Genomic DNA, 26,858 nt, shown 5'->3' on the forward strand with positions numbered 1-26,858 from the left:
AAAATTAAAATGGAATTCTCATCTGTTTCTCTGTACAACCCTTGGCTTAACCCTGTTGCTCACTTTCAAGCTTGTTCAGACGCTTCAATAAGGTCTGCTTCCAGCTGTCAGATAGGGTTGGGATGGCCAGTAAAGTACGCATACCCATGGTGTCCTGTTTACCCTGATGCATAATTCGATTGGCATCAAGAATGGTCAGCGATGCAGGATCGGTGCTGATTCTTCTGAATGTTGCATGGGGAGTTACCTCACCTTCCTGCAGCACCCGAAAATAAAATCCGGTATGCCCGCTATCCTGAAAATAAACAGGAAGCTCCTTGTAGTCATACCTTGCGCCAAGCTTGAAACAGGGCTGTCTTGGCTGGCTGACCTGAACGGTCGCTTCACCTAACTCGTACACATCGCCAATTCGAACTTCATCTTCCCTACAGCCTTCAACCGTCAGATTTTCCCCGCAGGCTCCCCAATCGAGCTTGCGATTCATTAGTTCTTCGAGCGCCGCATAACGACTGTAATCGTATACACAAACCGCCTTATCCGGCCCCCCATGATGCTCCAGGTCCGCCTGGGCATCCCCTGTCATTCCGGTAAATGACAGGAAGACCGGGCTGGATACGGGATGTTTCACAATGCCGCTCATCACTTCACGCTTCTGGCCAGGCAATGCTTGGGGTTTTCCCACGTTTAGGGCTAATACAGCCGTTTTACTTTCATCTGGCTTCCGGTTATGTGTGAGTGTCATCTGACCCAACCTCCCATAATAGCTTTTAACGAACAGAACCACCAAAAACAAGCGTATTACTTAACAAACGGCCCGGGGAAGTAAGCATCTTGCCTCCAGCGTACATGCCTGAAGATGCACCACCATCCAGATTCATCGCCTGTTTGGCTCCGAGCTTCTGCATGACTGCTGCCCATTCCTTGACCGTCGCTCCCGAAACAGTAGCCAGCATAACCGAACCGTCGGCCATAATGGCAATACCACTTCTTGCACCGGAGGCATTCAGGATTTTGGTATCCTTGAATCCTTCACTTGCTGGGCTCACGGCAACTTTGCCGTCTTTCACCAAACGCGGACCTGCTCCCACAGCAGTAACGACATCTTCCCAAGGAATCTCCTTGCCAGCTGCATTGGTGTATTTGTAGTTCATTTCTACGGTTGAACCTACAGTAAAGCGGTCCGAAGAAGATTTTTGATTCCCCGTGAAGACCAGCACCGAGCCATTCTTCGGAATGGCTACATTGGTGTTAGGCACTTTCTTCGTGACAACCCCTTTCTCCATCACAACTGCGGTTCCTCCTTTGAACCCGACCGTGGAGCCCCGCTCTGGCGTGTACAGCATCGTAATACTTGCATTTGCAGAAGGTGTTCGATTGATAAAGGTTGCGTACCAGCTTCGTGATTTGCCTTTTGGGTCTGTAACCTTCCCCGTTAAACTCACCTGAAGCGAATCCATAACGGCTGATCCGTCTTCCTTAAATCCAATCGTTGTTCCGTATCTTCCAATATGTATAACCTTGCCATTTGCTATCAACATGCCGTATGGATCTGGTGCTCCGTTATAGGCTTCAAAAAATGCTCCGTTAATGGCCGCTTGGGCGCCATAAGCCTTAACAATTGAAGGTAACGTTGCGGTCTGACCGACTTGCTTCTTCGCCAAACCTACGGTAACTGGTGTACCCTTGGGAATACTGACCGTCTGCACGGTAAAACTGCGTCCTGCTGCTTTTACGTTCTGTACTTTGGTGCTAATTGCCGCTTTGGCATCCGCTGTCTGTGGAGCACCTACCGCTCCTGAAAGGATTACAGGCAAAGCCAGGACGAGGGCCATAGCCCCTGTCCACCACTTGCCCGTCCGTTTTGTCTTCATGCTACTCACCCTATTGCCACTCCCATCCAAGAGCCCAGGCTCTTCATCTCAAGTTGTTCGAACTTGTCCATCACCATATCCGGATCAAGCCGCAATTCACATACATCCAGTGCACAGGCAACTGGAACAGCACAGTGTATCTCTGCCAGTTTGCGTGACAGATGAAGCATGTCGATATCATTCTCAATCTTGTTACGTACCGAAGGGGTAAGCTTGTCCATATTGTCCAGAATTCCTTCAATGGAGCCATACTCCTGCACAAGCTTCAGAGCCGTCTTCTCACCAATGCCCCGTACTCCGGGATAATTGTCGCTGGCATCGCCCATGAGACCCTTCATATCGATTACCTGCCGAGGTGTCAGCTGTTTCTCTGTCATTAGGGATTCAGGCGTGTACACCATGTAATTGCCATGACCTTTTTTCATAATAATAATGCTGGTACGGTCATCAATGAGTTGCAGCATGTCATGGTCACCCGTAAGTACCAATACATTCATGTCTGTCTGTTCCGTATAATATTTAGCAAGTGTACCGATGCAATCATCGGCTTCGTATCCTTGAGCGCCAATATTCGGAATGCCCAAACTATCCATTACTTCGCGAATCAGAGCAAACTGGGGAATCAGATCATTCGGAGCTTCCGGACGGTTCCCCTTATACGCTGCATATTCTTCACCGCGAAACGTCTTGCCTCCCATATCCCAGCAGCATACGACATGACTTGGTCCAAATGTCTGGACCGCATCCCAGAAATAACGGATAAATCCGTATACTGCATTGGTAGGCACTCCTGCCTTTGTACGTCTGATATATCCGCTCGCAGATGTCGCATAAAACGCACGGAACAACACCGCCATACCGTCTACCAGCAACAAAGTAGGTTCATTACGTTGATTCACTTGATTTTGTTCTCTCCTATCCTGTATATAGCAAATAAAATATCGAACTAATTCTATCATTATAGCATAGTTCCGCCAACCATCGACCAGCCAAAAAAGCCCTGAATTTTGAACATTCAGAGCCACTTTCAACCTTGGCCCAACTAATAATCAAGAAAATGGTAAACTGTACCAACAGTTCACGATCTAAGCGTTGTTCCATTCTTGCTCATACGTGTCTTCCTTAAATCCGACAGTCACTTTTTCCCCATCTGTCACGATTGGACGCTTGATCAATCGGCCATTGGAAGCCAGTAAACGGATCTGCTCTTCTGTGGACAACCCCGGCAGTTTGTCTTTCAATTGCTGCTCCTTGTACACTTCTCCACTCGTATTAAAGAACTTCTTCACTTCAAGTCCGCTCTTCTGAATTAAGCCGGTTAATTCTGTTTCGGTCGGGGGAGTATCAAAAATAGGAATTAACTCCAGCTCATGCCCCTGAGCTTCAAGCCATTTTACCGCTTTGCGGCAGGTGCCGCATTTGGCGTACTGATATACTTTCAGATTACTCATCGTTACTAATCCTCCCTAGGTTGCTCCGGTATCGTGTTGCTCCGGTGTTGCTCCGGCTTCGATTTCTCGCTTCCCTTGGTTTGCTTCACAAATCCAAAAGTCGCTCCAAACCGATACCATCGCAATGTAACTTTAAACCTTCTTTCGAATGACCAAAATATACATTCGAGTTATATCATTTTAGGATCAAATACCATAAATCTTTGAAACCTTACCTTAAAACCTTAAAAGCTTAAAACCTTTAAAACCTTTAAAACCTATTAGCCTACGGCGTTTTGTTCGTGTGCACTTTGCATCCCTCACAGGGGGATTAACTAACTAACGTTGATATACAACAAAGGACCGTGCACTAAGTTACTGCATGCGCAAATCACAGACCATCTCACAGGCATTTTACAACGTTTCTCTTGGAGCTGCCTCCGCATCCAAACGCGCCTCTAATGCAGCCATATCTGCTGGCAAAGGCGCGTGGAATGTCATTCGTTTCTGTAAAACCGGATGGTCAAATGCCAGTTCACAAGCATGCAATGCCTGACGATCTATCCAAGTATCCCGTTCTTTCCGAACAGCCATAGTTTGCTCATCAACCTCATGCACAGAAAGGGTTTTGTACATCCGATCCCCCATTAACGGGCAACCGATCGATGTCATGTGTACACGAATCTGATGGGTTCTCCCACTTTCCAGCTTCAGGTTAACCGCACTGGCGCTACCTCCCGACCAGCGGGTGACCGTTGTATATAACGTTCTGGCCGCATACCCGTCCGGTGTGACGATTCGACGATGTGGCTCTTCAGGGTCCCGATCAATTGGGCCATCTATGGTTCCATTTACCTGGGCAGGACAACCGTGCACAAAAGCAATATATTGTTTATCCACCGTCCCTGCGATCATCTGTTCAGACACATGCTGATGAACGTACGGATTTTTCGCAATGGCCAGGACACCAGAGGTTTCCTGATCCAAACGATGAATTGGTCTAAAGCGAAAACGCTCGCCTTTGGACTTCCAATAATGGACAACCCCGTTAGCCAATGTCCCTGTGTAATGCCCATGTGTTGGATGGACAATAATTCCAGAATCCTTGTTCACGATAAGCAAGTGCTCGTCTTCATACAGTATTGAAAAGGGAATCGGTTCGGGCAAAATATCATCCGACTCCTCCTGCTCCATCCGAACTTCAACAACATCTCCTGCGGATACTTTGACGCTTATATATACACGTTCTCCATTAAGCATAACTCCCTGCTCTGTGAGTTTGATTCTCGACAGAAGCTTGCGCGAAACCTGCAAACGGCGTTGAAGCACGGTCTTCAGCAGCCAGCCATCTTCATGCTCGGTAATCGTGTAGGCAAGCGGTGAATAATAGTCGCTCATTCTTTATCTTGGCGGCGAAATACTTTTTTGCTCCGCACATACTCAATGTCCGCTACCTGTTGTCTCGCATTGGCAGTCCGTGCAACAACGAAGAAATAATCCGACAGACGATTCAGGTAACGACGTACGGAAGGGTTGATATCCGTATGTTGCCCCAGGGTTACAGCGCGGCGTTCAGCACGGCGACATACCGTACGGCAGACATGCAAGGTGGACGAGAGCAGACTTCCCCCAGGCAAAATAAACCGTTCCACCTTCGGATTCTCCGCATCATACTGATCAATCCATTGCTCCAGCCGGGTAACCATGTCATCCCGTACTTTATACTTCGTTTCGCTAATTCTCACGAAGGCGAGATCGGACCCGCAATCGAACAATTCCTGCTGAATTTCAAGCAAATGTTCACGCAGATCTTCAAATTCCCCATTCGCTTGATCAATGAAACTGATGGCCTGTCCAACAAAACAATTCAGCTCATCAATTGTACCGTACGCTTCTACTCGATCATCATCTTTGATAACCCGTCCCCCGATGACCGATGTCTGTCCCTCGTCACCTGTGCGTGTGTATATACCCATTATAGCCCCTCCTATTGTTAATATCATTCGCATCGTATTTTTCAGAAACCAGCGATAGTTTCACACGTATATATGAATTGGTGTACTCTGCCGAGTATACGACAAATCCTTGCAAACCAAAAGTAGAGGAGACGATTATGCAAAACTGGATAACCGATTTCATGGAACAATACGGCTACATAGGCATTGCACTCATTATTGCTCTGGAAAACGTATTCCCCCCCATCCCCTCCGAAATCATTTTACCTTTTGGCGGCTTCATGACCACCTATACCAGCCTGACCCTTCCCGGTGTTATTATTGCAGCTACTATTGGCTCTGTCCTTGGTGCTGTCATATTATATGGGATCGGATTACTGATTGACGTCAATCGACTGGAGAAGATTGTTGAACGTTGGGGTCATATTCTGCGGATCAAAAAAGAAGATATTCACCGTGTCGACGCATGGTTTGACAAATATGGAATGTGGACCGTACTATTCTGTCGCATGGTACCGCTTGTCCGAAGCCTGATCTCCATTCCTGCTGGCATGTCCAACATGAAATTTGGCTTATTTCTTCTCTTCACAACCATTGGTACACTCGCCTGGAATATTATCCTCGTCTCCGTTGGTGCGGCTCTCGGGGCATCATGGGAGAGTATCCTGCACTTTATGGACGTATACTCTCTGATCGTATATGTATTACTGGCGATTATTGTTGTGGGCTGTATAATCTGGTGGATCAGACGAAGTAAAACTCGAAAATAAGAATTGTCCAATATCATCCTTATAAGATAAAGCCTCCGTACCACGATTATGTGGTTACGGAGGCTTCTTTAAACTTATCCATCCTTTACACACTACCCATCCTCATATCGTATCTGCTGAGCCTTAAGGTCCACAGCCAAGCCTGAAACCAGTATGTACATCTGTTCCGAATATTTCTGCAGCGCGCGATTAATCGACGCCATTCTCGCTGCAAAGATTCGTTCTTCCTCAGAAGGATACAGAGAGCCCTGCATTTCATTCGTGATCACCAATAACTTGCCTTGATAAGACAACAGGGCGTCCAGCAACTGCTGTGTCTCAAGACGCTGATGATCCAGGTCATCACTTGCCCTGAAACCTGCCGCCATCCACGCTGTCAGACTATCTACAATGACAATTCGTTGATCTGCCAGAAAGAGATTGGATTCCCGATTGATCTGGTGAAGCACCTCTGTCAGGTGCTGGCCGTTCCCAGCCTGAATGGCACGATAATGAGCGGATGGCAATTCGGGAATCACGGGATCATGATCACCAGTGGATAAATAGATGCCCTCCCGGCTAATCCGGGCTGCGTAACTAAGCGCAAATCGGGTTTTACCACTGCCTATGCCGCCTGTGACCGTAATTAGCAATCCGCTCCCCTCCTTCAGTAACCCGACTATAGTGCATTTATTCTGTCAGCGCCTTCAGCACTTTCTTGGATTCTTCGACATTGGCAGCTGACACCGGAATGGTAGCAAACAGATTTTGGGCAGCATAATCTACATCCTTGAACATTTGCATGTCTTCCAACGGAATGCCATAGAGATGCGATTCTTTTTTGATATCCGAACCTTCATCTCCCTTACCTTTCTCAACCAGTACCCCACCATCAAACACACCACGTTCATACTTTTTCGGATCAAACGTGTCATCCAGCGGAATATTGGAGCCATTGCTTCCGTATTGCTTCATGTCCGACTCAGGCAAGATGAAAATGTCATGCCCTCCTGCCGCATACTCAACCATAATTTTCTGAACATCATACATTGCGCTGGTGATGACCTCCACCTTGGGCTCCTCGCCCAACTTCTGCTGCAAATTAGCCTGCAACTGTTCCGAGATCACAGATGGATTCCCTTGATTGTCAATAATAAAAATGGTAAAACCGTCCTTACCGCCACAGCCAGCAAGTAAAAAAATCATAGAAATGATTGCGGTAAGCCCCCAAAATCTCTTCATTCCAGTTCCCCCTTTAATCTCCTATGTACAATATATCACAATTGTTCCACGCAAAAAAATAAACAAGCGGAATAAGGAAATCCCACGGATAAAATAAAAAAAGACCCCTCAGGGCCTTCTTTTAATCCGATAAGCGTAACGTTTCGATATGACAGAAAGACTATTTCCCTTTTATAGGATTGGCTTTCATGTATTCATTAATCTTCAAATCCAGCAAACTGCTGATTTCAATTACAATATCGGATGTGAATGATTTCTCTTCAAGAAATATCTGTTCCATCTTGCGGCGTAGCATATGGATCTCATCTTCCAAGGAAACGTTATGCAAAGATGCGTGATCCGGTTTCACCGACCATCGGTCGCCATGATCGCCTTCTGCCAAATAATGCCCACGATTAGTCGGTAAATCATATTCAACACAAAACAAAGCCAACCCCTCCTTGGAAAAATTAGTTTCCAAATACAAGAAAAAACTTATTTCAAATTGAAATTATATCACAATATTTTGTAAAAGAAAGTTATTTTTTTCTAATTTGAAGAAACTTCACACTTTTCAACCTTTCACTTCCTATTAACCCTCTTTTTGCAATTTGTAAACAAAGCTTCCGATTCGTTCCAAAGCTTCATTCAACTGGGTCACGGATGTCGCATAAGAACAACGAAGGAACCCCTCACCTTGAGGACCAAATACATTACCAGGAACAGCAGCCACTTTATTTTCCGTTAACAAGCGTTCAGCAAACAGATCAGAACTGAGCCCTGTCTTCTGGATACTCGGAAATGCATAAAATGCACCCTGCGGTTCATGACAGTCCAGTCCAATATCCCGAAAACCCTGCACGATCAGACGTCTACGCTGGTTGTAGGATTCGACCATTCTGTCCTTCTCACCCAAACCATTCGTCAAAGCTTCAAGTGCAGCCACCTGTCCCATGGCAGGTGCACACATCACGGTATACTGATGAATCTTCAGCATGGCTGCAATCAGTTCGGGATGTCCACACATATACCCGATCCGCCAGCCGGTCATCGCAAAGGCCTTGGAAAACCCGCTGACCAAAATGGTTCGTTCCTTCATATCCGGAATCGAAGCAAAGCTCACATGCTTTTGCGTGTACGTTAACTCCGCATAAATCTCATCCGCAATAACAATCAGGTCATGTTTTTTGATTACTTCCGCAATAGGCAGCCATTCTTCATAAGTCATGATGGCACCTGTCGGATTGCTTGGATAACATAGAATAAGAACCTTGGACTTCGGCGTAATACCCGCTTCCAGCGCTTCGGCAGTCAGTTTAAACTGATCCTTCGCATAGGTTTCTACACCTACCGGTATACCTCCACCAATCGAAGCAATTGGTGAATAAGCTACATACGATGGTTCCGGAATCAAAATTTCGTCTCCAGGTACAATTAATGCACGCAAGGCCAGATCAATGGCCTCACTGCCACCAACGGTAACAATAATCTCATCTTTGGGATCATATTTGGTATCAAACTGCGTGTCCAGATAATCACTAATGGCTTCCCTAAGTTTCGGCATTCCGGCATTGGATGTGTAACTGGTCATGCCTCTTTCGAGTGAATATACACACGCTTCACGCATATGCCATGGGGTTACAAAGTCAGGTTCACCTACACCTAGTGTAATGATGTCCTTGTTGTCACCGACCAGATCAAAAAACTTGCGTATGCCAGATGGCGGTATCTGCTGCACCAAAGGGGCCAGATACGAAGTCATTTTCTTGTTGTTTCCTGTTGTCTGTTCATTCACTATCATGACGCATCTTCCTTTACGGCGAGATCATGAGACGGTTGTCTTCCTGATGGTCCTCAAAAATAATCCCGTCCTGCTTATATTTTTTAAGAATAAAATTCGTTTTGGTTGAGAGTACAGAGTCAATCGGAGACAATTTCTCCGATACAAAATTAGCGACTTCACGCAGATTACCACCTTCTACTTCGACGAGCAGATCGTATGCACCTGACATGAGATATACCGATTTCACTTGTGGATACAAATAGATACGTTCAGCAATTCCTTCAAACCCGCGACCACGCTCCGGCGTTATTTGTACTTCAATCAAGGCCGTTACTTTCTCATCATCGATCTTGCTCCAGTTCACAACGGTCGCGTATTTAACAATAACGTGATCCTGTTCAAGCTGTGCCACTGCGTTCTTGATTTTATCTTCCGACTCCCCCAGCAGCGTCGACAGCAGTGCGGGAGTCCTTCTCGCGTCTTCCTTCAACAAATCCAGAACTTTTAATTGCAGATCGTTCAAATCCTTCATGTCTTTCCCTCCAGCGTCATCCAGGTTCCTGAAAATGAATTAATACTTATATTACATGAATTCAACGATCATGCAAAGACAAAAACCGCTAGCCCTGAATTCGGGCAAGCGGTGGTATGGTCTATAACAGTCCCCTGCTTAAATCCATAATTACAAAGGTTACATGTAATAAGGGTTACCGTAATTCGATTGATGCTGTGGCACATTAGGCGTCTGACTGTAGTGACTGGACTGCATATTCTTTTCCTGAATGAATTGCTGGCATTTCTGTTGGGTCTGCTGAGCAGATTGAATCTGCTTGTCCACATCCTGCCTAAGTGCCTTTGATCCTGCAGAATACATGTTGTTCTGCTGCATCACCTTGAACAGTTCACCTTGCAGCCGAAGCGTATCATTGGTTAAGTCTGTGAACATCCGGCGTGTCATCGGACAGGAAGATTCAGTTGTGGCTGTCGTATACTCACGCGCTGTTCGTCTTAAATCTGCAAGAATCGACTTTAGTAGGTCCTGTTCCTGCATAAAAGATCCGTTAGTTGATAAAGATTGAGAATACACACGGTTTCCTCCAATACGATAGTTTAAGCTTCAATTACTGTGCTTGTGTCGGTGCAATAGATTGATGCTGCTGAAGAGCGTTAACAAGTGTGTTGAGGTGCTGTTCATGAGAATGAACATAGTGATTCAATGCCTGTTGGATTTGCGGGTTATGTGTGATGGAAGCTGTTGCTGCACACTGCTTGATTAGCAGCTCTTCATTGGAGATCGAATCCGCTATATAGTTCAATTCTTTTGGACTTAGCGCTTGCATTTGTGTATTGTGCATGTGCTATTTCATCCTCCTTACTCAAAAGTTTATGCGCATTTATTGTAACCTGGTCCTGTAAAAGTATTCATTAATTCAATCCTACTGAGGTGAACCCTATGGAACTTATAAATGGAAATCCGTTCTGGCCTACCACATTACAACCGAACTTCAATTATCCCGTTCTCAATACAGAGATCTCCTGTGATACCTTGATCATCGGAGGAGGCATGGGTGGAGCACTCTCCGGCAAGCTTTTAACTGAGCGCGGAATAAATACGGTTGTCATTGATAAAAGAAAAATTGGCACCGGAAGCAGCATGGCTAACGCAGGTTTGCTTCAGTGTGCCAATGACAAAACACTTACCTCATGCATTAATACGTTTGGTGAGCAACAAGGGGTGAGATTTTATGAATTGTGCCGCAATGCGATGCAGCAGTTAAAGGAGATCGTGTCGAATCTTGAGATGGATACATGGTTTGTCCCGCGGACGAGTCTGTACTGTGCCAGCACGGAAGACGATGTGATTAAGCTGGAAGAGGAATATAATACGCTGAGGCAATATGGCTTCGAAGTAGGGCTATGGAATCGGGAGAAGATTGAGAGTCATTATCCATTTAGCCGTGCAGCGGCCTTATATACATATGGGGATGCAGAAGTGAATCCTTACCGATTAGTGCATGCTCTTCTTCAATCGTCTGCACAAAAAGGAGCACGTATATTCGAACAGACCGAAATGACACACTGTGATTTTAAAGAAGATGGGGTGGTCTGTTATACGCCTCAAGGCACTATCAAAGCTAAGCATGTCATTTTCTCTACAGGCTATGAAACCCAAGAGATCAAAAATGACCGCGGTGCCTATCTACAGAGTACTTATGCGATTGCGACCAAACCAGTAAAGGATCTCAGCAGCTGGTATAAGCAAAGCATGATTTGGGAAACATCTCGTCCTTATCTGTACATGCGGACCACACCGGATGGCAGAATTATTGCTGGAGGTCTCGATGAAGATATTCCTCGTGAGGAACAGCGTGCTATACGAGCCTTGAACAGAGCACAGGTTTTATTGGAGAAAGTTACTGAGTATTTTCCGCTGTCAGATCTCGAAATTGATTATGCCTGGGAAGCCACTTTTGGCGATACACATGATGGACTTCCGTTTATCGGACCACATCCAGAGTACCCCAATTCCTATTTTTTGGAGGGTTATGGCGGTAATGGTACCGTATACAGCATGATTGCTGCATCCCTTCTGACGGATGCTATAATAGGCGAAGAAAATAAGGACCTGGAACTTTTCTCATTAACCAGATCGAGTAAACCCTCTCCGGTCTAAAATCAAAAATACAGTTCCAAAAAAGGGTACAGTGCAGAAATTCCACTTCTGCACTGTACCCTTTTAATCATGATTCAGACTGTTTTGGATGTTCCGTTTGCACAAGTATTTTGCGCATGAAAATCCAACCGATTAGCGGGAAAGCCCCCAAAGAAACTATAAGCCAAGTTAACGTTTGTAACGAAGGTCCATTCTTGACCGTGATGATAAATACAGCAAGGCCGAGTAAACGACCAACCATCAAACACAGCTCCCTTAATACGACAAGTTCGACTCTTTTTTCTACATTTTCACCACTTGTCCCCATCAAGTCGAATCCTGCGGATATCATTGGCAGCATATACAATGGCATCGACAAAGCAGACCCGATTCCCATAATTAAAAGGGTTCCGTAACTGACTTTCCATAACAGTGGAATCAATACCACGAATAACAGCAGTGCTCCAATAAACATTCCTTTGGATCTATATTGTGGCTGAAACCATTTGCCTGCTGCCCAGTAACTCACCAGTGCTACCCCTGAAGTGATCAAAGAGAACTGACCAAGCTTATACTCCTGCTCTGTTGCAACATAGACGAGCAGTGCAATCAGAAAGGCAAAGACTCCTTCACGAGCACCTTGTGCACACAGTCCCATTCCTATGGGTCTCCAAGCGCTATCCTTCGCAGCTAACTGTCGCCATGGTTCAGACCATCGATATGTGCCACTGACCTTTCTCTTTTTCAGGAAGAAGCTAAACACCACAGCAATCACATAGATCACCAGCGACACTGTAAAGATAAGGCGATATCCTGAGTTATCGGTCATTCGGGAAATAACAAGACCAGAGAACCATGGGCCAATAATGCCTGTCATCGATCCCAAAAGGCCCACCCAACCATTGAACAAGTCCCTGTTCTCCCGATCCGTCACTTCAAAGTACACAACGTTGAACGCAATCCAGAACAATCCAAGCGCACATCCGAGCAAAATTCCCAGGGGCCAAATCCAGTCAACCGCTTTGGACCCTGCCCATAACACAAGCATGTAAAACACACCTGACAAGCCGGTCCCCAATCGCAAAGCACTCATCTTATTATGTTCCTTGACCCATTTTCCCGCCACCCAAAAGGTGAGTCCCAGTGCTACTTGTTGGCTAACCGTAAACCATCCCAGCATCGCGTAGTCCGGACGGCTTTTCCACAGATATACATTCAGAAACGTCCCTGACAAAGCTCCAGCTAACACAAACAATCCATTCACGCCTAGCAGCAGAATGGATTGTCGGCCCAGAGAAATCTTCATCTGTCCCCTCCTTTTTCCACATGAAGCTGGTACTTCACAGGCAGGTCTCAGGGTTAACGTACCCCAAGTAGAAGGAAAACATGTTGAATTTTCCGGAATTTTATATTTTTAAACCATGTTATACTGTTTATTTCCGTGCACTAAGATTTTGAATCAGGCGAAGACGATCATCTTCAGAGAGGTTATATTGGATCTGGAAACATCCCGAACATACATACATTTGTACAGAGAAAGGTGCATCCAGCAACGAGTCCGCGCCAGAGACGGCATTGGCAACAGGATTAAAGGTATCCTTCGTTGCTTTCTGTGTACCCGTGAGAATCATAAATTCACGGCAATGCGGACATTCTGGCACCTCTTCTTGCAGATCAAGCTGTTTCTCCACACCTTCTTCATATTGAATCAGATCATTACCCTCATCCGCATACTTCTGTAATGTACGAAGCTCTGGCAATTTTAGCTCTACTTCATTCCCCCACAGGGCGGCGAGATCCGTAGTTTGTTCATCGTCCGCTACATCATCAACATCATAAATGTCTTCCTCGGAATCGTCATTCTCTTCATCACCGATATTGATATTTAAGGTACGATACCCCTTAAGCTCATTGTGACAATAAGGGCATTCTTCCTCTGGACCGAGTTCCTCGTCCCATACAATTTCGGTTTGGCACCATGGGCATACTGTTGTTTCCATTATTAAATCAACCTTTCTCTCCTAATATCATGTGTTCATAACATAAATGATGCCAATCGCAAAAAAAACAATGGATGCAGCAAACAGAATCCGTATCAAAATTTTCATCAACGGTCCCCCTACATGATGCTCGCGCCAATAACAAATGACAGCGAGACGGAAATAATCATGGATATCAATCCGACAGCCCGGTTATCCGCTTCAATCTCCTTGTCAATGGAGAACACCGGTGTTAGGAATTCGAATAAAAAATAGGCAATGAGCAGAAGGGCAAACCCTACAAAAGACCACGTCATGGCTTCATATACCGAGGATTTGGCTTGAATGCAGAAATGAAGCACATTACAGATTCCGAAAATCTTGCCTCCTGTGGCCATGGCTACCGCCACATTTCCCTTCTTGATCTCATGCCAGCATTTGTATTTGGTCACCAGTTCGAAGCAAGCGAGAAATACAAGCAGTTCCATAATCGCTACCGAGAAAAATCCGAGCACCATCCCCAAGGGATGAGACAGCAATTGGTCTATCGTCCCCTTCACTCACCGTTCCCCTTCCCGATTCAGCTGCCTCAATCGGTTGGGCAGCTGAATATCTTTGATCATGGTCGGGCTATTCCAATTCTGCGACGGTCACACCGTTTCCGCCTTCTCCGTAATTGCCCAGCCGGTAACTTTTTATATGTCTATGCTTACGAAGGTAATCCTGAATACCGGAACGTAAAATTCCTGTTCCCTTACCGTGAATAATATAAACCTGACCCAAATTAGCCAGGAAAGCTTCATCGATAAAACGATCCGTTTCCATCAGGGCCTCTTCCAGATTCGTTCCCCGTAAATCCAGTTCGCTCTTCACATTGTCATCACGGGTCCGTTTCACACCCGTTACCGGTTTCTGCTTCGGTTTGGATTCCGCTGGGGCAGACTGCTGCAATTCAAGATCATTCAGGGACACCTTCATTTTCATAATTCCCAACTGTACTATTGCTTCTTTGGTGCCTGACATCTCGACCACGTGGCCTTTTTGATTCAAACTGTAAACGAGAACTTCATCGCCCGGGCCGATCGCCCGAGTCTTGGTTGCAGTTGCATTGCGCTTCACCGTTTTTTTACGTTTTTCTGGTTCAGCTTCATCCAGCTGTTTCCGAGCAGCTATAAGCTTGTGCTCTTTAACGGAGGCCCCTTCTTCCATGGCAAGCTGGCGGAGATCCGCTATAATTTTCTCTGCTTCTGCTCTCGCCTTGTCCACAATGGCACGGGCATCTTCTTCCGCTTTTTCAATGCGACGGTCACGCTGCTGCTCCAGCTTCTCCAGTTCTGCCTGATGCCGACTACGCAATTTCTCCATATCTTGGCGCAGAAGTTCCGCGCGCTCACGTTCCTGCTCAGCCGTAAGCCTGTTCTCTTCGAGAGATGCAATCATATGCTCAACCCGCTGGTCTTCTTCCTTCACTTCACCACGCGCATAATTGAGAATGTATCCCGGTAAACCCAAGCGTTCGGCAATTGCAAACGCATTACTCCGCCCTGGCACACCAACGAGAAGTCGATAGGTTGGGCTCAGTGTGTTTACGTCAAATTCCATACTCGCATTAATAACACCTTTACGCTCATAGGCGTAAGCTTTCAATTCACTATAATGCGTCGTCGCTACCATACGGCATCCCGTCTGGTGCATATGCTCCAAAATGGAAATGGCCAGTGCCGAGCCTTCCGCCGGGTCCGTACCCGCTCCAACCTCGTCTAGGAGCACCAAACTATTGGTGGTCATGTTTTTCAATATTCGAATAATATTTGTCATGTGGCTGGAGAACGTACTCAGGTTCTGTTCGATGCTCTGCTCGTCACCAATATCCGCGTAGATCGCATCAAATACACACAGTTGGCTGCCATCCTCAGCTGGAACGAACAATCCTGACATCGCCATTAGGCTCAGTAATCCAATTGTTTTGAGCGTAACGGTCTTTCCTCCCGTATTGGGGCCCGTCACGATGATGGACGTATACTCATTGCCCAGTTCAATATCGGTCGGCACCACATTTTCGATGGAAATCAGCGGATGTCGTCCCTTTTTAATCTTGAGAAATCCGCGATCATTCATCCGTGGCAACGTGGCTTTCAGTTCCCGTGCGAGTCGTGCTTTGGCAAAAATAAAATCAAGTGATCCCAGCAGGTCGACATCATACAACAGCCACTCCACCTGTTCACTGACAAGAGCCGTCAATTTCTGCAAAATCACTTCAATTTCGCGTTCTTCACGAATCCGGGTCTCACGCAGTTTGTTGTTCATGGCAACGATGGATTCCGGTTCTATAAACAGGGTTGCACCCGAACCGGATTGATCGTGCACAATCCCACCGAAATAGGAACGATACTCCGCCTTTACAGGAATAACAAACCGATCACCACGAATGGTAATGATTTGATCCTGCAACATTTTGGATACCGTCGAAGAACGAATCATTGAATCCAGCTTCTCGCGAATGCGTGCCTCACCACCGCGAAGCTCACGACGAATCTGCCCAAGCGTTACACTCGCGCTGTCAGAAACTTCAGCATTATCGTCGATACAATTGCGAATCGCATCTTCAAGTGTCTTCTGTTCGGATATTTGATCACTGATATAGAACAGCGATTCCACTTTTTCATCGTCATGAAGCGAAGCAATCTGGCGTTTTAACCGACGTGCAGCAAAGGTCGTGTTGGAAATCCCCAGAAGCTCATGCGGATTCAACGTGCCTCCAATTTCTGCTCGTTTGACGGAGGCCGTAATGTCTACAATTCCCCCAAAAGATGGAGATCCTTTCAGACGGTCAAACATAAAAGCTTCATCCGTCTGCTGCAGAAGTCTTTTCACTTCTTCCAGTTCACTGATCGGTTCCAGTAGATCCGCTTTCTTTTTACCCATCGTAGTCTGGGCAAAGCTTTGCAATGTATTTAAAATTTTGCGATATTCCAATGTGTGTAAAATTTTCGTGTCCAAGTGTACAACTCCTTCCAAACTATAACTGTATTATAACGAAAGAAACTCCCTTTCGCTATTTAACGAATCCTTCCACACATAACTTGGGACTTGCCGCCGCAAACTACAAGTGTCAGGATTGTGCAACCTCTCCCTTTAACAGGATTCTCATTGCCCAATCCCATCTGAATAAAAGGAGGTAAACACCATGAATTTTCTGGGACATGTCGTGCGATTTATCATCGCCGCAATTGTATTGATGGTTGTCAGCTGGATCGTACCCGGATTCGCCGTTGGCGGTTTCTTGAGTGCTCTGATGCTTGCTCTGGTTATCGCCCTTCTCGGTTGGATTATTGAAGGTATCTTCGGTAAAAGGGTCAATCCTTTTGGCCGTGGTATTGTCGGCTTCATCGTCAGTGCACTGGTGATCTGGATTGGACAATATGTTGTAGATCATGTGCATGTCAGTCTGCTTGGTGCCGTTCTGGCTGCATTGGTCATTGGGATCATTGATCTCTTCATTCCGGTCTCCACGCCTTTTGATGCTGGAAGAAGATCTAAAAATCACGCATAGACTCCACTGTGCCTACTTAACCCCCTATACCCTGTTGCCAGCTTCCCCTAAACCTCTGATGGCTTATATGCCTGATGAGGTTTATTTTTATGCCAAGCTTATGTGAAGTTCAAAAAAACGACATAGGCAGCATGTACAGGCATCGTCAATTTACGGTATGATGGCTGGAGAAATCATTCAAATTTTATCCATATCACGCTTTTAAGGAGGCACATGATGAAGAGAGGCATGGCATGGCTTGCAGCCTGTATGTTGACCCTGGTCCTTGCTGCATGTGGAGGAACCGGACAATCCGCCGAATCAAACGGCGAATCCGATTCGGGTGTTACAGCAAGCGAAGAACTGGTAATCAAAGCGAGCAACTATGAATTCGACCAGCCTGAATACCACTTGAAAAAAGGGGTACCGGTTAAGATTGTCTATGAAAATACGAACGGTAACCATGGCGTTCTCGTGCCAGAGCTGAACCTTCGGCTGGATACCAAGAACAATTCCAAAGTGATTACTCCCGACAAAGCAGGGGAATTTGAAATGTCCTGTTCCGTTTATTGTGGAAGTGGTCATGGAAGTATGATCTCCAAAATTATTGTTGACGAATAGAGTTCAAAACAAGGAGCCCCCGTAACGACGGGAGCTCTTTCTTCATTATAACAAATTGTACACAAGTGCGCTGTGCAGGATTCGAGTTATGACATCATCATCAGGTTAGGTCTGATCCTGCTCAATCAATTCAATCCATTCGTTATATTCCGTCTGCAATTTCGTATATTCATCCCGTAACTGGCGGTAATCCGTATTTAGCTGCTCCGCCTTTTCTTGCTCCATCTCACGTTCAACTTGCAGTAAACGCAATTGATGAGCTGCAAGTTCATACCGCTCACCGATCTCCAGCAATTCATGTTCCATCGTTTGTTTTTCTTCGATCGCCTCGGTATGCTGCTTGGCAAGCTGCTCGCGCTCCTGCTTCAGCTCTTCTACCTTTTCAACACTGGCGGCGCTCTCTTTCTGCCAGAGGTTTAATTCGTTCTCCAGTGCCGCCCAGCGATCCTTCCAGGATTGCTCCTGAGCCGCCCATTCATCTGCACGACGCTGCCAAACCTGTTCTTGTTGCTCCGCCTGTTCTACCTTGGTGCTTAACTCACCTTCCCTAGCAGTCAGCTGTTGCAGGCGAGAAGAAAGCTCTGCTTGTTTCGCAGATAATTCTTCATGCTTGATTTGCCACTCCAGTGCTTCCTCCTCTGTCTGAGTTAGCAGACTGCCTTGTTCATTCATCCGTTCAGATAGCTGTTTGGCATGCTGTCTGGATTCTTCAAGGGCACGAACGATTTCTTCCTTTTCTTCACTCATTTTATTCAGTTTGCGATTATAGTCCTCTTCACGTTGAAGTGCATCGCTGTAATCCTTACGGATTTGTTTATAACTTTCCTGCAGCTGGTACAGCTCTGCACGGACTTCATTCATTTCCTGGCTAATTTCTTCTCGTTCTTGCTCCATGAGGCTTGCTCGCGCTATATAACGTTCGGTTTCTTCACCAGCATGGCGAGCCTCTTCTTTAACCACAGACAATTCATCATGAAGAGACTGCACGCCCAATTCCAGCGTCTCATTTTGCTCTGCAGCTTCAAGAACCTGAGTTTCCAATTCACCGATCTCAATCAGACGTTGTTCCGCTTTTTCTTTCCAAGATTGCTCGCTTTGCGTCAGTGTACTGATCTCATTTTGCAAAGTGCGAACTGCTGCATGGGCCTGCTCAAGCACTTTTTGCAATCTGCGCTGCTCATCCTCGGATTTCACTTCGGCTTCACGGAGTTTTGTGATCTCCTGTTCAAGCTGGGCATGCTGCTCCTGAACTTTGCGCAGCTGTGCTGTCAGAGAGGTTTCACGCTCAACGGTCTCGTTATACTGCTGCTTCCATTGCTGCTGCGCTTCCCGGGACTGTTGGACATCAGCTTCTGCGTTACGAAGCTGTTTATGCAACTCTGCACTGTCTGCTTTCAATTGTTCCAGTTGCTGCTCAAGTTCCGTAATTCGACGAAGCTGAACATCCTGTTCCTGTTTGTATACGGCTTGTTCATTGCGCAACGTCTCCGTTTGGCTACGCTCCTGTTGGAGCTGCTGCTCCTGATCCACCATTACCTCTTGAGCATTCTTGAGTTGCTTCCGTACTTCGACTAATTGACCTTCAATATCTGTCAGGCGCACCTGCGCCTGTTTACGTTCTTCCTCAAGCTGCTGCTTCAGCTTGCTGCGTTCCTCTTGCAGCAAAGCCTCAGCCGTTACTGCTGCTTCGGCTGCCTGAGCCCGGGCCGCTTCATTGATTTGTTGAATCTGCTCTTCATAAGCTGCTTCTTTTTCCAGCCATTCCAATTCGGCCTGTTCGGATGATTCCTTGAACGTTGCATTCAGCTCTTCGATCTCAGCTCGTCGCTTCTGCTCTGCTTGTTGCAGCAGTGCTGTCTGTTCTTCCTTTGCCTTTACAGTCAGTTCTTGCGCATGGTTCGCAGCAGTTTGCTTTGCCTGCTGGATACGCTTTTCCATCTCGGACTGAAGTTCACGATATCGAAGCTGGGCATCTTCCTGAACTTTTTGCAATTGGACCTCGGCTTGTTCCAATTCAGATAGAATTGCAGCTTCGGCTTGTTCTTTAGCCACTTGTATCTGCTGTGCAGCCTGAACTTCAATTTTCTGACGCTCTGCCACAGCTCGTGCTTCTGCTTCTTTCAGTTGAGCCGCTGTCTTATCCTGCAGTTCCTTGTATTGTGCGGTCGCTTTGGCCTGAGCCTGCTGTAGCTCCGTTGCTGCGCGTGACTGTGCTTCCTTCAGCTGGATCGCCGCTTGAGTCTGTGCATTTTTGAGTTGATTTGCTGCTTTTTCTTCCGCTTCTTTCAGACGGACCTGCGCCTTCTCTTCCGCTGCTTTCAATTGAGCCGCAGTTTGAGCCTGAAGCTTCTGCTCACGATCTGCTGCCTGAGCTCGTTCCTGCTCAAGCAATGCATTGAGCTTGGCCACCTCTGCCTGCTGGTCCTTCTGGAGCTTTGCAAGAGCCTGTTCCGCCTCATTCTTTAGCTTCGCTGCTTCAGCCAAAGCGAGATCTCGACGTTCCAATTCCTGCTGATGTTCACTTTGTATGGCGTTCAGCCGATTGAGTTCATTTCTCATTTCGGTACGTTCACCGGTCAGCATTTTCAGCTCATTCCGAATTTCCTGAGTCTGAAGAGACTGCTCAGCCATATGTACAGCTGCCAGCACCGCAATGCGCGGAGTATCCAGTCGGGAATGATGTTTGGAGATGGCGCTCATTCGCTCATCCACCAGATTAGCTACTTGTTTCATATAGTCGGCACTGCTGCCAACCAGTTTATAGGAAGTCCCGTAGATCTCTACGGTGACGCGTGTACGATCAGGTGTAGTCACAGTTGTGCCCTCCTTCAAGTCTGTATGTTGATTCTAAGCTGTAAAACAAAAAAAGTCACATCGATCCTCTAATGCTAAGGATTCGATGTGACTTCAAGCAATTCCTGCTAATCTTTGTTCAAAAAATTGACTTATGTTCTATTTACGCAATTCGGCTCCGAATTGCTCTTCCAGACGAGCAACCACACGAGCATGAACCTCGGTAATTTCTTCATCAGTCAAAGTCCGTTCACGATTGCGATAAACGAGAGCCATAGCTACGCTCTTCTTGTCATCACCCAGTTTGCTGCCTGTGAACACATCAAATACCTGTACCGTTTGCAGCAGCTCACCCGCAGATTCACGAATGGCACGCAGCATATCCCCTGCTTCGATATCTTTGCTAACAACCACGGCAATATCCCGCTCAACTGCTGGGAAACGTGGAAGCTCACGATAACGGATGTCCGTATCCGCTTCGCTGTAGATCGCTTCAAGTCCAATCTCGGCGAGGTACACGTCGTTCAGATCATATTGCTGCTGCAGTTCAGGATGCAATTGACCCATCGTACCGATCAATTTGCCTTCACTGCCATCTTTAGCTTCCAAGTATACAGATGCAGAACGTCCCGGGTGGAATCCTTCAGGACTGTCAGCCACCAGACGAATACGTTGCTCCAGACCCACGTAGGCGAACAGGTTCTCAAGTGCACCTTTCAGATCGAAGAAGTCCACTTTTTCTGCTCCCACATTCCACTGCTGGGATGCCCGATTTCCCGTAAGCAGCAAGCTCAACACCGGAATTTCGTGTGGCTGCTTGGTCAGCTTCTCCTCTTCGGTGAAGAACACACTGCCCACTTCGAACACAGCCAGTGAATCGGCTTTGCGATTCATGTTGTACACTGCTGCATCCAGCATTTGCGGTAAAATGCTCTTGCGGAGCACACTGCGATCCTCACTCATTGGCATAGCCAGCTTCACCGCTTGACTGCCTTCTGTCAAAGCGGGGAACAAGGATACGTTGTTCGGGTGAACGAACGAATAACTGATCATTTCCTGCCAGCCGCTGCCTGCAAACAGACCACGAATGGTACGTCGCATTGCCTGGGATGGTGTGTAAGCACCTGGTGTTGTTGGTCCTTCGATCAATGTGGTTGGAATATTGTCATATCCATACAAACGGGCAATCTCTTCAAACAGATCCACATCAAGGGTAATATCCCCTCTGCGGCTTGGCACTTCCACATCAAGCAGACCCTGCTTCGCATCACCACACGCAAAGTGCAGACGAGCGAAAATGGTTTTCACTTCAAGGAGGGACAAATCCGTTCCCAGATATCGATTCAGTTTATCCAGCGACAGCTGCACAACACGTTTATCCGCACCCGCTGTTCCCGCTTCCACAATCCCTTGATGAACTTCGCCTTCCGCATAACGCTGGATTAACTCAGCCGCACGATTCAACGCCGTAATGACAGCAGCCGGGTCAACTTCCTTTTCAAAACGCATGCTTGCTTCGGAACGCAGCCCCAGTTGGCGCGACGTTTTCCGAACGGTTCCGCCGTCGAACTTGGCGGATTCCAGCAACAGATTCACTGTGGTTTCCGATACCTCGGAATTTTCGCCACCCATAACACCCGCGATGGCTACCGGTTTCACGCCATCTGTAATAAGCAGCATATGCGGTTCCAGCTTGCGCTCCTGGCTATCCAGGGTCACGATCGTTTCGCCTTCTTTGGCCATCCGCACTTCAATGTGGCCCTTCTCCAGCTTATCTGCATCAAATGCATGCAGCGGTTGTCCGTATTCCAGCATGACATAGTTCGTGATGTCAACGATATTATTAATCGGACGGATACCAGCAGCCATCAACCGGTTTTGCATCCATTGCGGAGACGCTCCAAGCTTGATCCCAGTTATATAGCGGGCTGCATAATGACTGCATTGTTCGCCAGCCGTAATCTCAACCGAGATATGATTCGCAGCCGCATCACTGATTTCCACCAGCTGCTCTTTGGGATCAGGCAGCTTCACTTCACGACCCAGGATGGCACCAACTTCATAAGCCGCGCCACGCATGCTGAGACAGTCGGAACGATTTGGCGTCAGGTCCAGTTCAAGCACATAATCATCAAGACCGAGAACCTGGCTGATTGGCGTGCCAATCTCCGTCTGTTCTGGCAGAACGAGAATGCCTTCCTGCTGGTCTTTCGGCAGCAACTTGTCGTTCATACCCAGCTCTTTCGCAGAGCAGATCATGCCAAGGGACACGACGCCGCGCAGCTTGGCTTTTTTGATATCGAGTCCACCAGGGAGCTTCGCTCCGACCAGGGCAACGACTACTTTTTGACCAGCATCCACATTTTTTGCACCACATACGATTTGCAGATCCTCTTCCTGACCGGCATCAATCACACATACATTCAGCTTGTCAGCGTCAGGGTGCTTCTCCTTGCTCTTCACGTAACCGACAACCACGTTATGCACGCCCTGGTTCCGGTTCTCCACTACATCAATCTCGATCCCCGCTCGGGTGATTTTCTCAGCCAATTCTTGCGGTTCCACGCCTTCCAGCGCGATATAATCAGACAGCCAATCTGTCGATACTCTCATGGACGTTCACTTCCTAATCTATGAATTGGTGTTGCAAATGAAGGGCGTTCGCCCTGTATGCTACTTCGGTATTTACAGTCGTCCGAACTGTTTCAGGAACGCCATATCACTGTTGTAGAAATGACGAATATCATCAATGCCATATTTCAGCATGGCAATACGCTCTACGCCCATTCCGAATGCAAACCCACTGTATTTCTCCGGATCATAACCGCCCATCTCGAGCACTTTCGGATGAACCATACCGCCGCCTAGGATTTCAAGCCAGCCCGTCTGTTTACATACCCGGCAGCCACTGCCGCCGCATTGTACACAAGTTACATCCACTTCCGCACTTGGCTCCGTGAACGGGAAGAAGCTTGGACGCAGACGAATTTCGGTGTGTGCACCGAACATTTCGCGTACGAATTGCAGCAAAGTACCTTTCAGGTCACTCATGCGAATGTTCTCGCTAATGACCAACCCCTCAACCTGATTGAACTGAAACGAATGCGTTGCATCGTCATCGTCACGACGGTATACTTTCCCCGGACAGATGACCTTAACAGGTACTTCGCCTTTCATGCTTTGCATGGTGCGAACTTGAACGGGTGACGTATGTGTACGCATCAACAGATCCTCCGTTACATAGAAGGAATCCTGCATATCACGCGCCGGATGGTTCTTCGGCAGATTCAGCGCTTCGAAGTTATAATAATCCATTTCAACCTCAGGACCTTCCGCTACGCGGTAGCCCATACCGATGAAAATATCTTCGATTTCCTGTACCACTTTGGTCAGTGGATGCAGTCCGCCCTGGCGTCCGCGACGTCCCGGCAGGGTCACATCAATTTTCTCGGATTGCAGACGTTTCGCCGTCTCTTCCTTTTGGAACTGCTCCTGCTTGCTGTCAATGACTTCTTCAATGGCACCGCGAACATCATTGGCAACCTGGCCGATCACCGGACGTTCCTCTGCACTAAGCGCACCCATTCCGCGCAAAATCTCGGTCAATGCACCCTTCTTTCCCAAATACTTTACACGCAGATCACTCAGCGTCTGTGGATCGTTCACGCCAGACAGCTGTTCCAGCGCTTCGATCTTTAATGCCTCCAAACGTTCTTTCATGTGTAAATGCCCCCTTTATGTGGTTTAATGCAACAAAAAAAGGCCTTCTCTCCCCTGAAGGGACGAAAAGACCGTGGTACCACCCTTGTTAGACATTCAGTGCTGCCCTGCCCTTCCGGCCTGCAACATGTCTGCCTCACTCTATACGGAATAACGACCGTTAACCGTTAACCCCTACTAACTCCTGCGATGAATCGCATGATATGGTTCAGGGAACCGCTCCGGAGTGAATTTCAGCAGCCTTGTTCTACAGAAACGCTCTCAATCTACGGCGCTTCCTCCCTGTCCAGAGGCACTGCTTACTTGTCTCCATCATCACGTTTGCATGTCAGAAAAACCTTTAAATTTACTGATGATCGTCCATTATTATATGCAAAATCACTCGAAATAGCAAGCTGTAAAGCCGCGTGATGTAACGTTATGCCCAAAAATGAGATTGAATTCGCTTCGTCAATCCATTACTTCTGTTTTCGCAGCTCATGCAGCTGCTTCAAACGACGCTGAATTTCGCGAACCACGGCAACCTCAGCCGCCCGTTCGACTGCATCATCAGGCTTAGTTAACACCTCATTGCCTGCACTGTTCATGGGAGATAACAACTCGGACAACCGCATTTCAAGCCGCAGCCGTTCATCGTCTGACTCCCGAACCTCTAGGGCAGACTCTCGCAGTTTGATAGATTGCTCCCAGTCCTCCACTCCACCCTCAAACAGCGCAGTCTTGCCACCCGCCTCCAGATCAAGCAAACGATTGGCGAGTACTTTGGTCAGCATACGGTCATGGGATACGAGTACCAGCGCTCCGGATGCCTGCTTCAATATATTCTCCATTACTTCCTGTGTGTCAATATCCAGATAATTCGTCGGTTCATCCAATACCAGCAGATTGGCCCCACCGAAATACAACCGCAGGAAAGCAACCCTGCACTTCTCCCCCATACTCAAATTCCCAATACGCTTGAACACATCATCCCGCGAGAATAAAAAGCATCCCAGAATGGTACGTGCAGCGCTTTGGGTCATAGATGGGAGACTGAGCAAACTGTCCAGGAGCGTCTCACTTTCCGGTAACCCCTCAAGCTCCTGCGAAAAATAGCCGATCTTTAGCTGCGGATGGCGTGTCACCTTGCCTTGGCTTGGTTCCAGTTCGCCAATCATCAGTTTGAGCAGTGTCGTCTTGCCAGTTCCATTCGGTCCGCGTACGGCAAGACGATCTCCACGTTCGATGGCAAGCCGAAGGTTGTGAAGCAATGTAAGCCCTCCCGGATAACCAAAGCTAACGTCTTGCAGTGCAAGGAGCTGACGGGCAGCCAGTGTATCCACCTGCAGTTCCATGTTTAATTTGGCAGCTTCACCAGGTTTATCCACCCGTTCTTTCTCCAGACGCTCCAATTGTTTCTGTTTGGCATGGTAGCGGGAAATATTCTTGTTGGCCTTTGCTTTGTAGAAGCTCTGAGTGATTTTGACCTCCACATCGGTCGCTGAATTATGAGCCTGATGAAACCACTGCTGATAATTGCGAATCGTCTCTTCCAGCGCCTTCCGCTCCAGCTCCTGCCTGCGGTACGTTGCTTCCTGCTCACGCCATTCGCGTTCCTTATGGCCTTTGTAATCCGTGTAGCCCCCTTTATATTTGGTCAGTGCATCCGAGCTGAACTCAACAACACCCGTTGCCACCTGGTCAATAAAGGTCCGGTCATGAGAGACAAACAGCAGTGTACCCGTATAGGAGGAGAGCCATTCTTCAAGCCAGCGCATACTTTCTTCATCCAGATGATTTGTCGGTTCATCCAGAATCAAAAATTTCGGTTTACTGACCAGCAGTCCCGCGAGTCTAGCCTTTGTTTTTTGTCCGCCGCTCAAGGAATGATACGGCCTGCTCCAATGTTCCGACGATAACCCGAGACGCGTCAGTACCTTCTCTACCTCAGTCTCCCACATATACCCGTTCAGCAGCTCATATTGTTCCATTGCGATAGTATACGCTGCGAGTAACCGCTGCTCATCTTCTACATTACTCTTGCTCATCTGCCGTTCCAGCTCTTCCAGGTCACGCTTCACCTCGTAGATCTGCCCACTTTCCTGCCGGACGGCATCAAGCACATTAATATCAGGTTCTATCACGGAGCGCTGGCGCATGAATCCCCACTCCTGCTGCGGAATGTGGCGTTCAATACGTCCACCCCCTTCTTCTTCTCCAAGAATGATGCGTAGTAAGGTGGTCTTGCCACACCCGTTGCGACCCAAAATGGCAAGCCGCTCACCTTCATTTATTTCCAGATTCAATCCTGCGAACAACTCATTCCCGTTCCATTCTTTCGATACTTCATGTAGGCGTACCATTGTCATCATGAGGCCTCATCCTTCCTGCAATTCAAAATAAAAAAACCGCTGGCATCAGCCGGCGGTCTGGCAATTCAGGATTGGATAAAGCGTCAACAAACAAGCATAAGATACCCACGGTATGAACAAAGAACCCTTATAAGGGTATACACAAGCCAGAACAGCCTGCCTGGTTCCATACCTGATCCCATAGCTGAATTTGGACACAC

25 protein-coding genes are annotated in these 26,858 nt (G+C 47.3%); 4 read left to right on the forward strand and 21 right to left on the reverse strand.

The window, feature by feature from the left end:
• Positions 1 to 46 precede the first annotated feature (46 nt).
• The 6 genes from PPA03S_RS04090 to PPA03S_RS04115 form a co-directional block, all read right to left on the reverse strand.
• Positions 47 to 742, reverse strand: a complete 696-nt coding sequence (locus PPA03S_RS04090) for an MOSC domain-containing protein (protein WP_062320138.1) — start codon at positions 740 to 742, stop codon at positions 47 to 49.
• A gap of 25 nt (positions 743 to 767) precedes the next feature.
• Positions 768 to 1,871, reverse strand: a complete 1,104-nt coding sequence (locus tag PPA03S_RS04095) for a phosphodiester glycosidase family protein (RefSeq protein WP_062320662.1) — start codon at positions 1,869 to 1,871, stop codon at positions 768 to 770.
• Between the two features lie 5 nt (positions 1,872 to 1,876).
• A complete protein-coding gene (locus PPA03S_RS04100) occupies positions 1,877 to 2,770 on the reverse strand; it encodes a 5'-3' exonuclease (protein WP_082703998.1) in 894 nt (297 codons plus the stop codon).
• 186 nt (positions 2,771 to 2,956) lie between these two features.
• Entirely contained in the window at positions 2,957 to 3,322 is a 366-nt protein-coding gene (locus PPA03S_RS04105) for an arsenate reductase family protein (RefSeq protein WP_062320140.1), read from the reverse strand.
• 393 nt (positions 3,323 to 3,715) lie between these two features.
• A complete protein-coding gene (locus tag PPA03S_RS04110; protein ID WP_062320142.1) occupies positions 3,716 to 4,699 on the reverse strand; it encodes an RluA family pseudouridine synthase in 984 nt (327 codons plus the stop codon).
• Positions 4,696 to 5,277, reverse strand: coding sequence for a cob(I)yrinic acid a,c-diamide adenosyltransferase (locus PPA03S_RS04115; protein ID WP_062320145.1), 582 nt, complete (start codon positions 5,275 to 5,277; stop codon positions 4,696 to 4,698). The genes PPA03S_RS04110 and PPA03S_RS04115 overlap by 4 nt, the downstream gene beginning before the upstream one ends.
• A gap of 137 nt (positions 5,278 to 5,414) precedes the next feature.
• Between PPA03S_RS04115 and PPA03S_RS04120 the strand changes: the two genes are divergently transcribed.
• Complete coding sequence (locus tag PPA03S_RS04120) at positions 5,415 to 6,026, forward strand: DedA family protein (RefSeq protein ID WP_062320147.1); 612 nt, start codon at positions 5,415 to 5,417, stop codon at positions 6,024 to 6,026.
• Positions 6,027 to 6,118: 92 nt separating this feature from the next.
• Here PPA03S_RS04120 and PPA03S_RS04125 read toward each other — a convergent pair whose 3' ends face one another.
• From PPA03S_RS04125 to PPA03S_RS04155, 7 genes are all read right to left on the reverse strand, one after another.
• Positions 6,119 to 6,658 (reverse strand): bifunctional adenosylcobinamide kinase/adenosylcobinamide-phosphate guanylyltransferase, encoded by a 540-nt coding sequence (locus PPA03S_RS04125; RefSeq protein WP_062320151.1) that lies wholly within the window; start codon positions 6,656 to 6,658, stop codon positions 6,119 to 6,121.
• A gap of 37 nt (positions 6,659 to 6,695) precedes the next feature.
• A complete protein-coding gene (locus tag PPA03S_RS04130) occupies positions 6,696 to 7,247 on the reverse strand; it encodes a type 2 periplasmic-binding domain-containing protein (RefSeq protein WP_062320153.1) in 552 nt (183 codons plus the stop codon).
• 160 nt (positions 7,248 to 7,407) lie between these two features.
• Positions 7,408 to 7,629 carry an aspartyl-phosphate phosphatase Spo0E family protein gene (locus PPA03S_RS04135; RefSeq protein WP_323374397.1) on the reverse strand — a complete coding sequence of 74 codons (222 nt, stop codon included), beginning with the start codon at positions 7,627 to 7,629 and terminating at the stop codon, positions 7,408 to 7,410.
• 189 nt (positions 7,630 to 7,818) lie between these two features.
• Positions 7,819 to 9,027 (reverse strand): aminotransferase class I/II-fold pyridoxal phosphate-dependent enzyme, encoded by a 1,209-nt coding sequence (locus PPA03S_RS04140; RefSeq protein ID WP_062320156.1) that lies wholly within the window; start codon positions 9,025 to 9,027, stop codon positions 7,819 to 7,821.
• A 13-nt stretch (positions 9,028 to 9,040) separates the two neighbouring features.
• Complete coding sequence (locus PPA03S_RS04145) at positions 9,041 to 9,541, reverse strand: Lrp/AsnC family transcriptional regulator (RefSeq protein ID WP_024628343.1); 501 nt, start codon at positions 9,539 to 9,541, stop codon at positions 9,041 to 9,043.
• A 159-nt stretch (positions 9,542 to 9,700) separates the two neighbouring features.
• The gene (locus PPA03S_RS04150; protein ID WP_062320157.1) at positions 9,701 to 10,096 is read right to left on the reverse strand and encodes a spore coat protein; all 396 of its coding nucleotides are present in this window, start codon (positions 10,094 to 10,096) and stop codon (positions 9,701 to 9,703) included.
• Between the two features lie 34 nt (positions 10,097 to 10,130).
• Positions 10,131 to 10,364, reverse strand: coding sequence for a hypothetical protein (locus PPA03S_RS04155; RefSeq protein WP_062320159.1), 234 nt, complete (start codon positions 10,362 to 10,364; stop codon positions 10,131 to 10,133).
• A 98-nt stretch (positions 10,365 to 10,462) separates the two neighbouring features.
• On the opposite strand from PPA03S_RS04155, the gene PPA03S_RS04160 reads away from it, so the two are divergent.
• Entirely contained in the window at positions 10,463 to 11,683 is a 1,221-nt protein-coding gene (locus PPA03S_RS04160; RefSeq protein WP_062320161.1) for an NAD(P)/FAD-dependent oxidoreductase, read from the forward strand.
• A gap of 67 nt (positions 11,684 to 11,750) precedes the next feature.
• Here PPA03S_RS04160 and PPA03S_RS04165 read toward each other — a convergent pair whose 3' ends face one another.
• The 4 genes from PPA03S_RS04165 to PPA03S_RS04180 form a co-directional block, all read right to left on the reverse strand.
• The gene (locus PPA03S_RS04165; protein WP_062320163.1) at positions 11,751 to 12,968 is read right to left on the reverse strand and encodes an MFS transporter; all 1,218 of its coding nucleotides are present in this window, start codon (positions 12,966 to 12,968) and stop codon (positions 11,751 to 11,753) included.
• A 127-nt stretch (positions 12,969 to 13,095) separates the two neighbouring features.
• Positions 13,096 to 13,662 (reverse strand): hypothetical protein, encoded by a 567-nt coding sequence (locus tag PPA03S_RS04170; RefSeq protein WP_062320166.1) that lies wholly within the window; start codon positions 13,660 to 13,662, stop codon positions 13,096 to 13,098.
• 119 nt (positions 13,663 to 13,781) lie between these two features.
• Positions 13,782 to 14,201 (reverse strand): DUF350 domain-containing protein, encoded by a 420-nt coding sequence (locus tag PPA03S_RS04175; RefSeq protein WP_167665975.1) that lies wholly within the window; start codon positions 14,199 to 14,201, stop codon positions 13,782 to 13,784.
• Between the two features lie 70 nt (positions 14,202 to 14,271).
• Entirely contained in the window at positions 14,272 to 16,641 is a 2,370-nt protein-coding gene (locus PPA03S_RS04180; RefSeq protein ID WP_062320167.1) for an endonuclease MutS2, read from the reverse strand.
• Positions 16,642 to 16,828: 187 nt separating this feature from the next.
• Between PPA03S_RS04180 and PPA03S_RS04185 the strand changes: the two genes are divergently transcribed.
• Positions 16,829 to 17,194 carry a phage holin family protein gene (locus tag PPA03S_RS04185; RefSeq protein WP_062320169.1) on the forward strand — a complete coding sequence of 122 codons (366 nt, stop codon included), beginning with the start codon at positions 16,829 to 16,831 and terminating at the stop codon, positions 17,192 to 17,194.
• Positions 17,195 to 17,407: 213 nt separating this feature from the next.
• The gene (locus PPA03S_RS04190) at positions 17,408 to 17,794 is read left to right on the forward strand and encodes a cupredoxin domain-containing protein (protein WP_326100159.1); all 387 of its coding nucleotides are present in this window, start codon (positions 17,408 to 17,410) and stop codon (positions 17,792 to 17,794) included.
• 105 nt (positions 17,795 to 17,899) lie between these two features.
• Here the strand turns inward: PPA03S_RS04190 and PPA03S_RS04195 are convergent, their stop codons facing one another.
• From PPA03S_RS04195 to abc-f, 4 genes are all read right to left on the reverse strand, one after another.
• Positions 17,900 to 20,608, reverse strand: a complete 2,709-nt coding sequence (locus PPA03S_RS04195; RefSeq protein ID WP_062320173.1) for a cell division protein ZapA — start codon at positions 20,606 to 20,608, stop codon at positions 17,900 to 17,902.
• Positions 20,609 to 20,746: 138 nt separating this feature from the next.
• On the reverse strand, positions 20,747 to 23,200 hold the full coding sequence (gene pheT, locus PPA03S_RS04200) for a phenylalanine--tRNA ligase subunit beta (RefSeq protein WP_062320175.1): 2,454 nt from the start codon (positions 23,198 to 23,200) through the stop codon (positions 20,747 to 20,749).
• Positions 23,201 to 23,272: 72 nt separating this feature from the next.
• On the reverse strand, positions 23,273 to 24,307 hold the full coding sequence (pheS, locus tag PPA03S_RS04205) for a phenylalanine--tRNA ligase subunit alpha (protein ID WP_062320177.1): 1,035 nt from the start codon (positions 24,305 to 24,307) through the stop codon (positions 23,273 to 23,275).
• A 458-nt stretch (positions 24,308 to 24,765) separates the two neighbouring features.
• Entirely contained in the window at positions 24,766 to 26,658 is a 1,893-nt protein-coding gene (gene abc-f, locus PPA03S_RS04210) for a ribosomal protection-like ABC-F family protein (RefSeq protein WP_062320179.1), read from the reverse strand.
• Positions 26,659 to 26,858 lie beyond the last annotated feature (200 nt).

Source organism: Paenibacillus pabuli NBRC 13638 (assembly GCF_001514495.1).
GTDB lineage: Bacteria > Bacillota > Bacilli > Paenibacillales > Paenibacillaceae > Paenibacillus > Paenibacillus pabuli.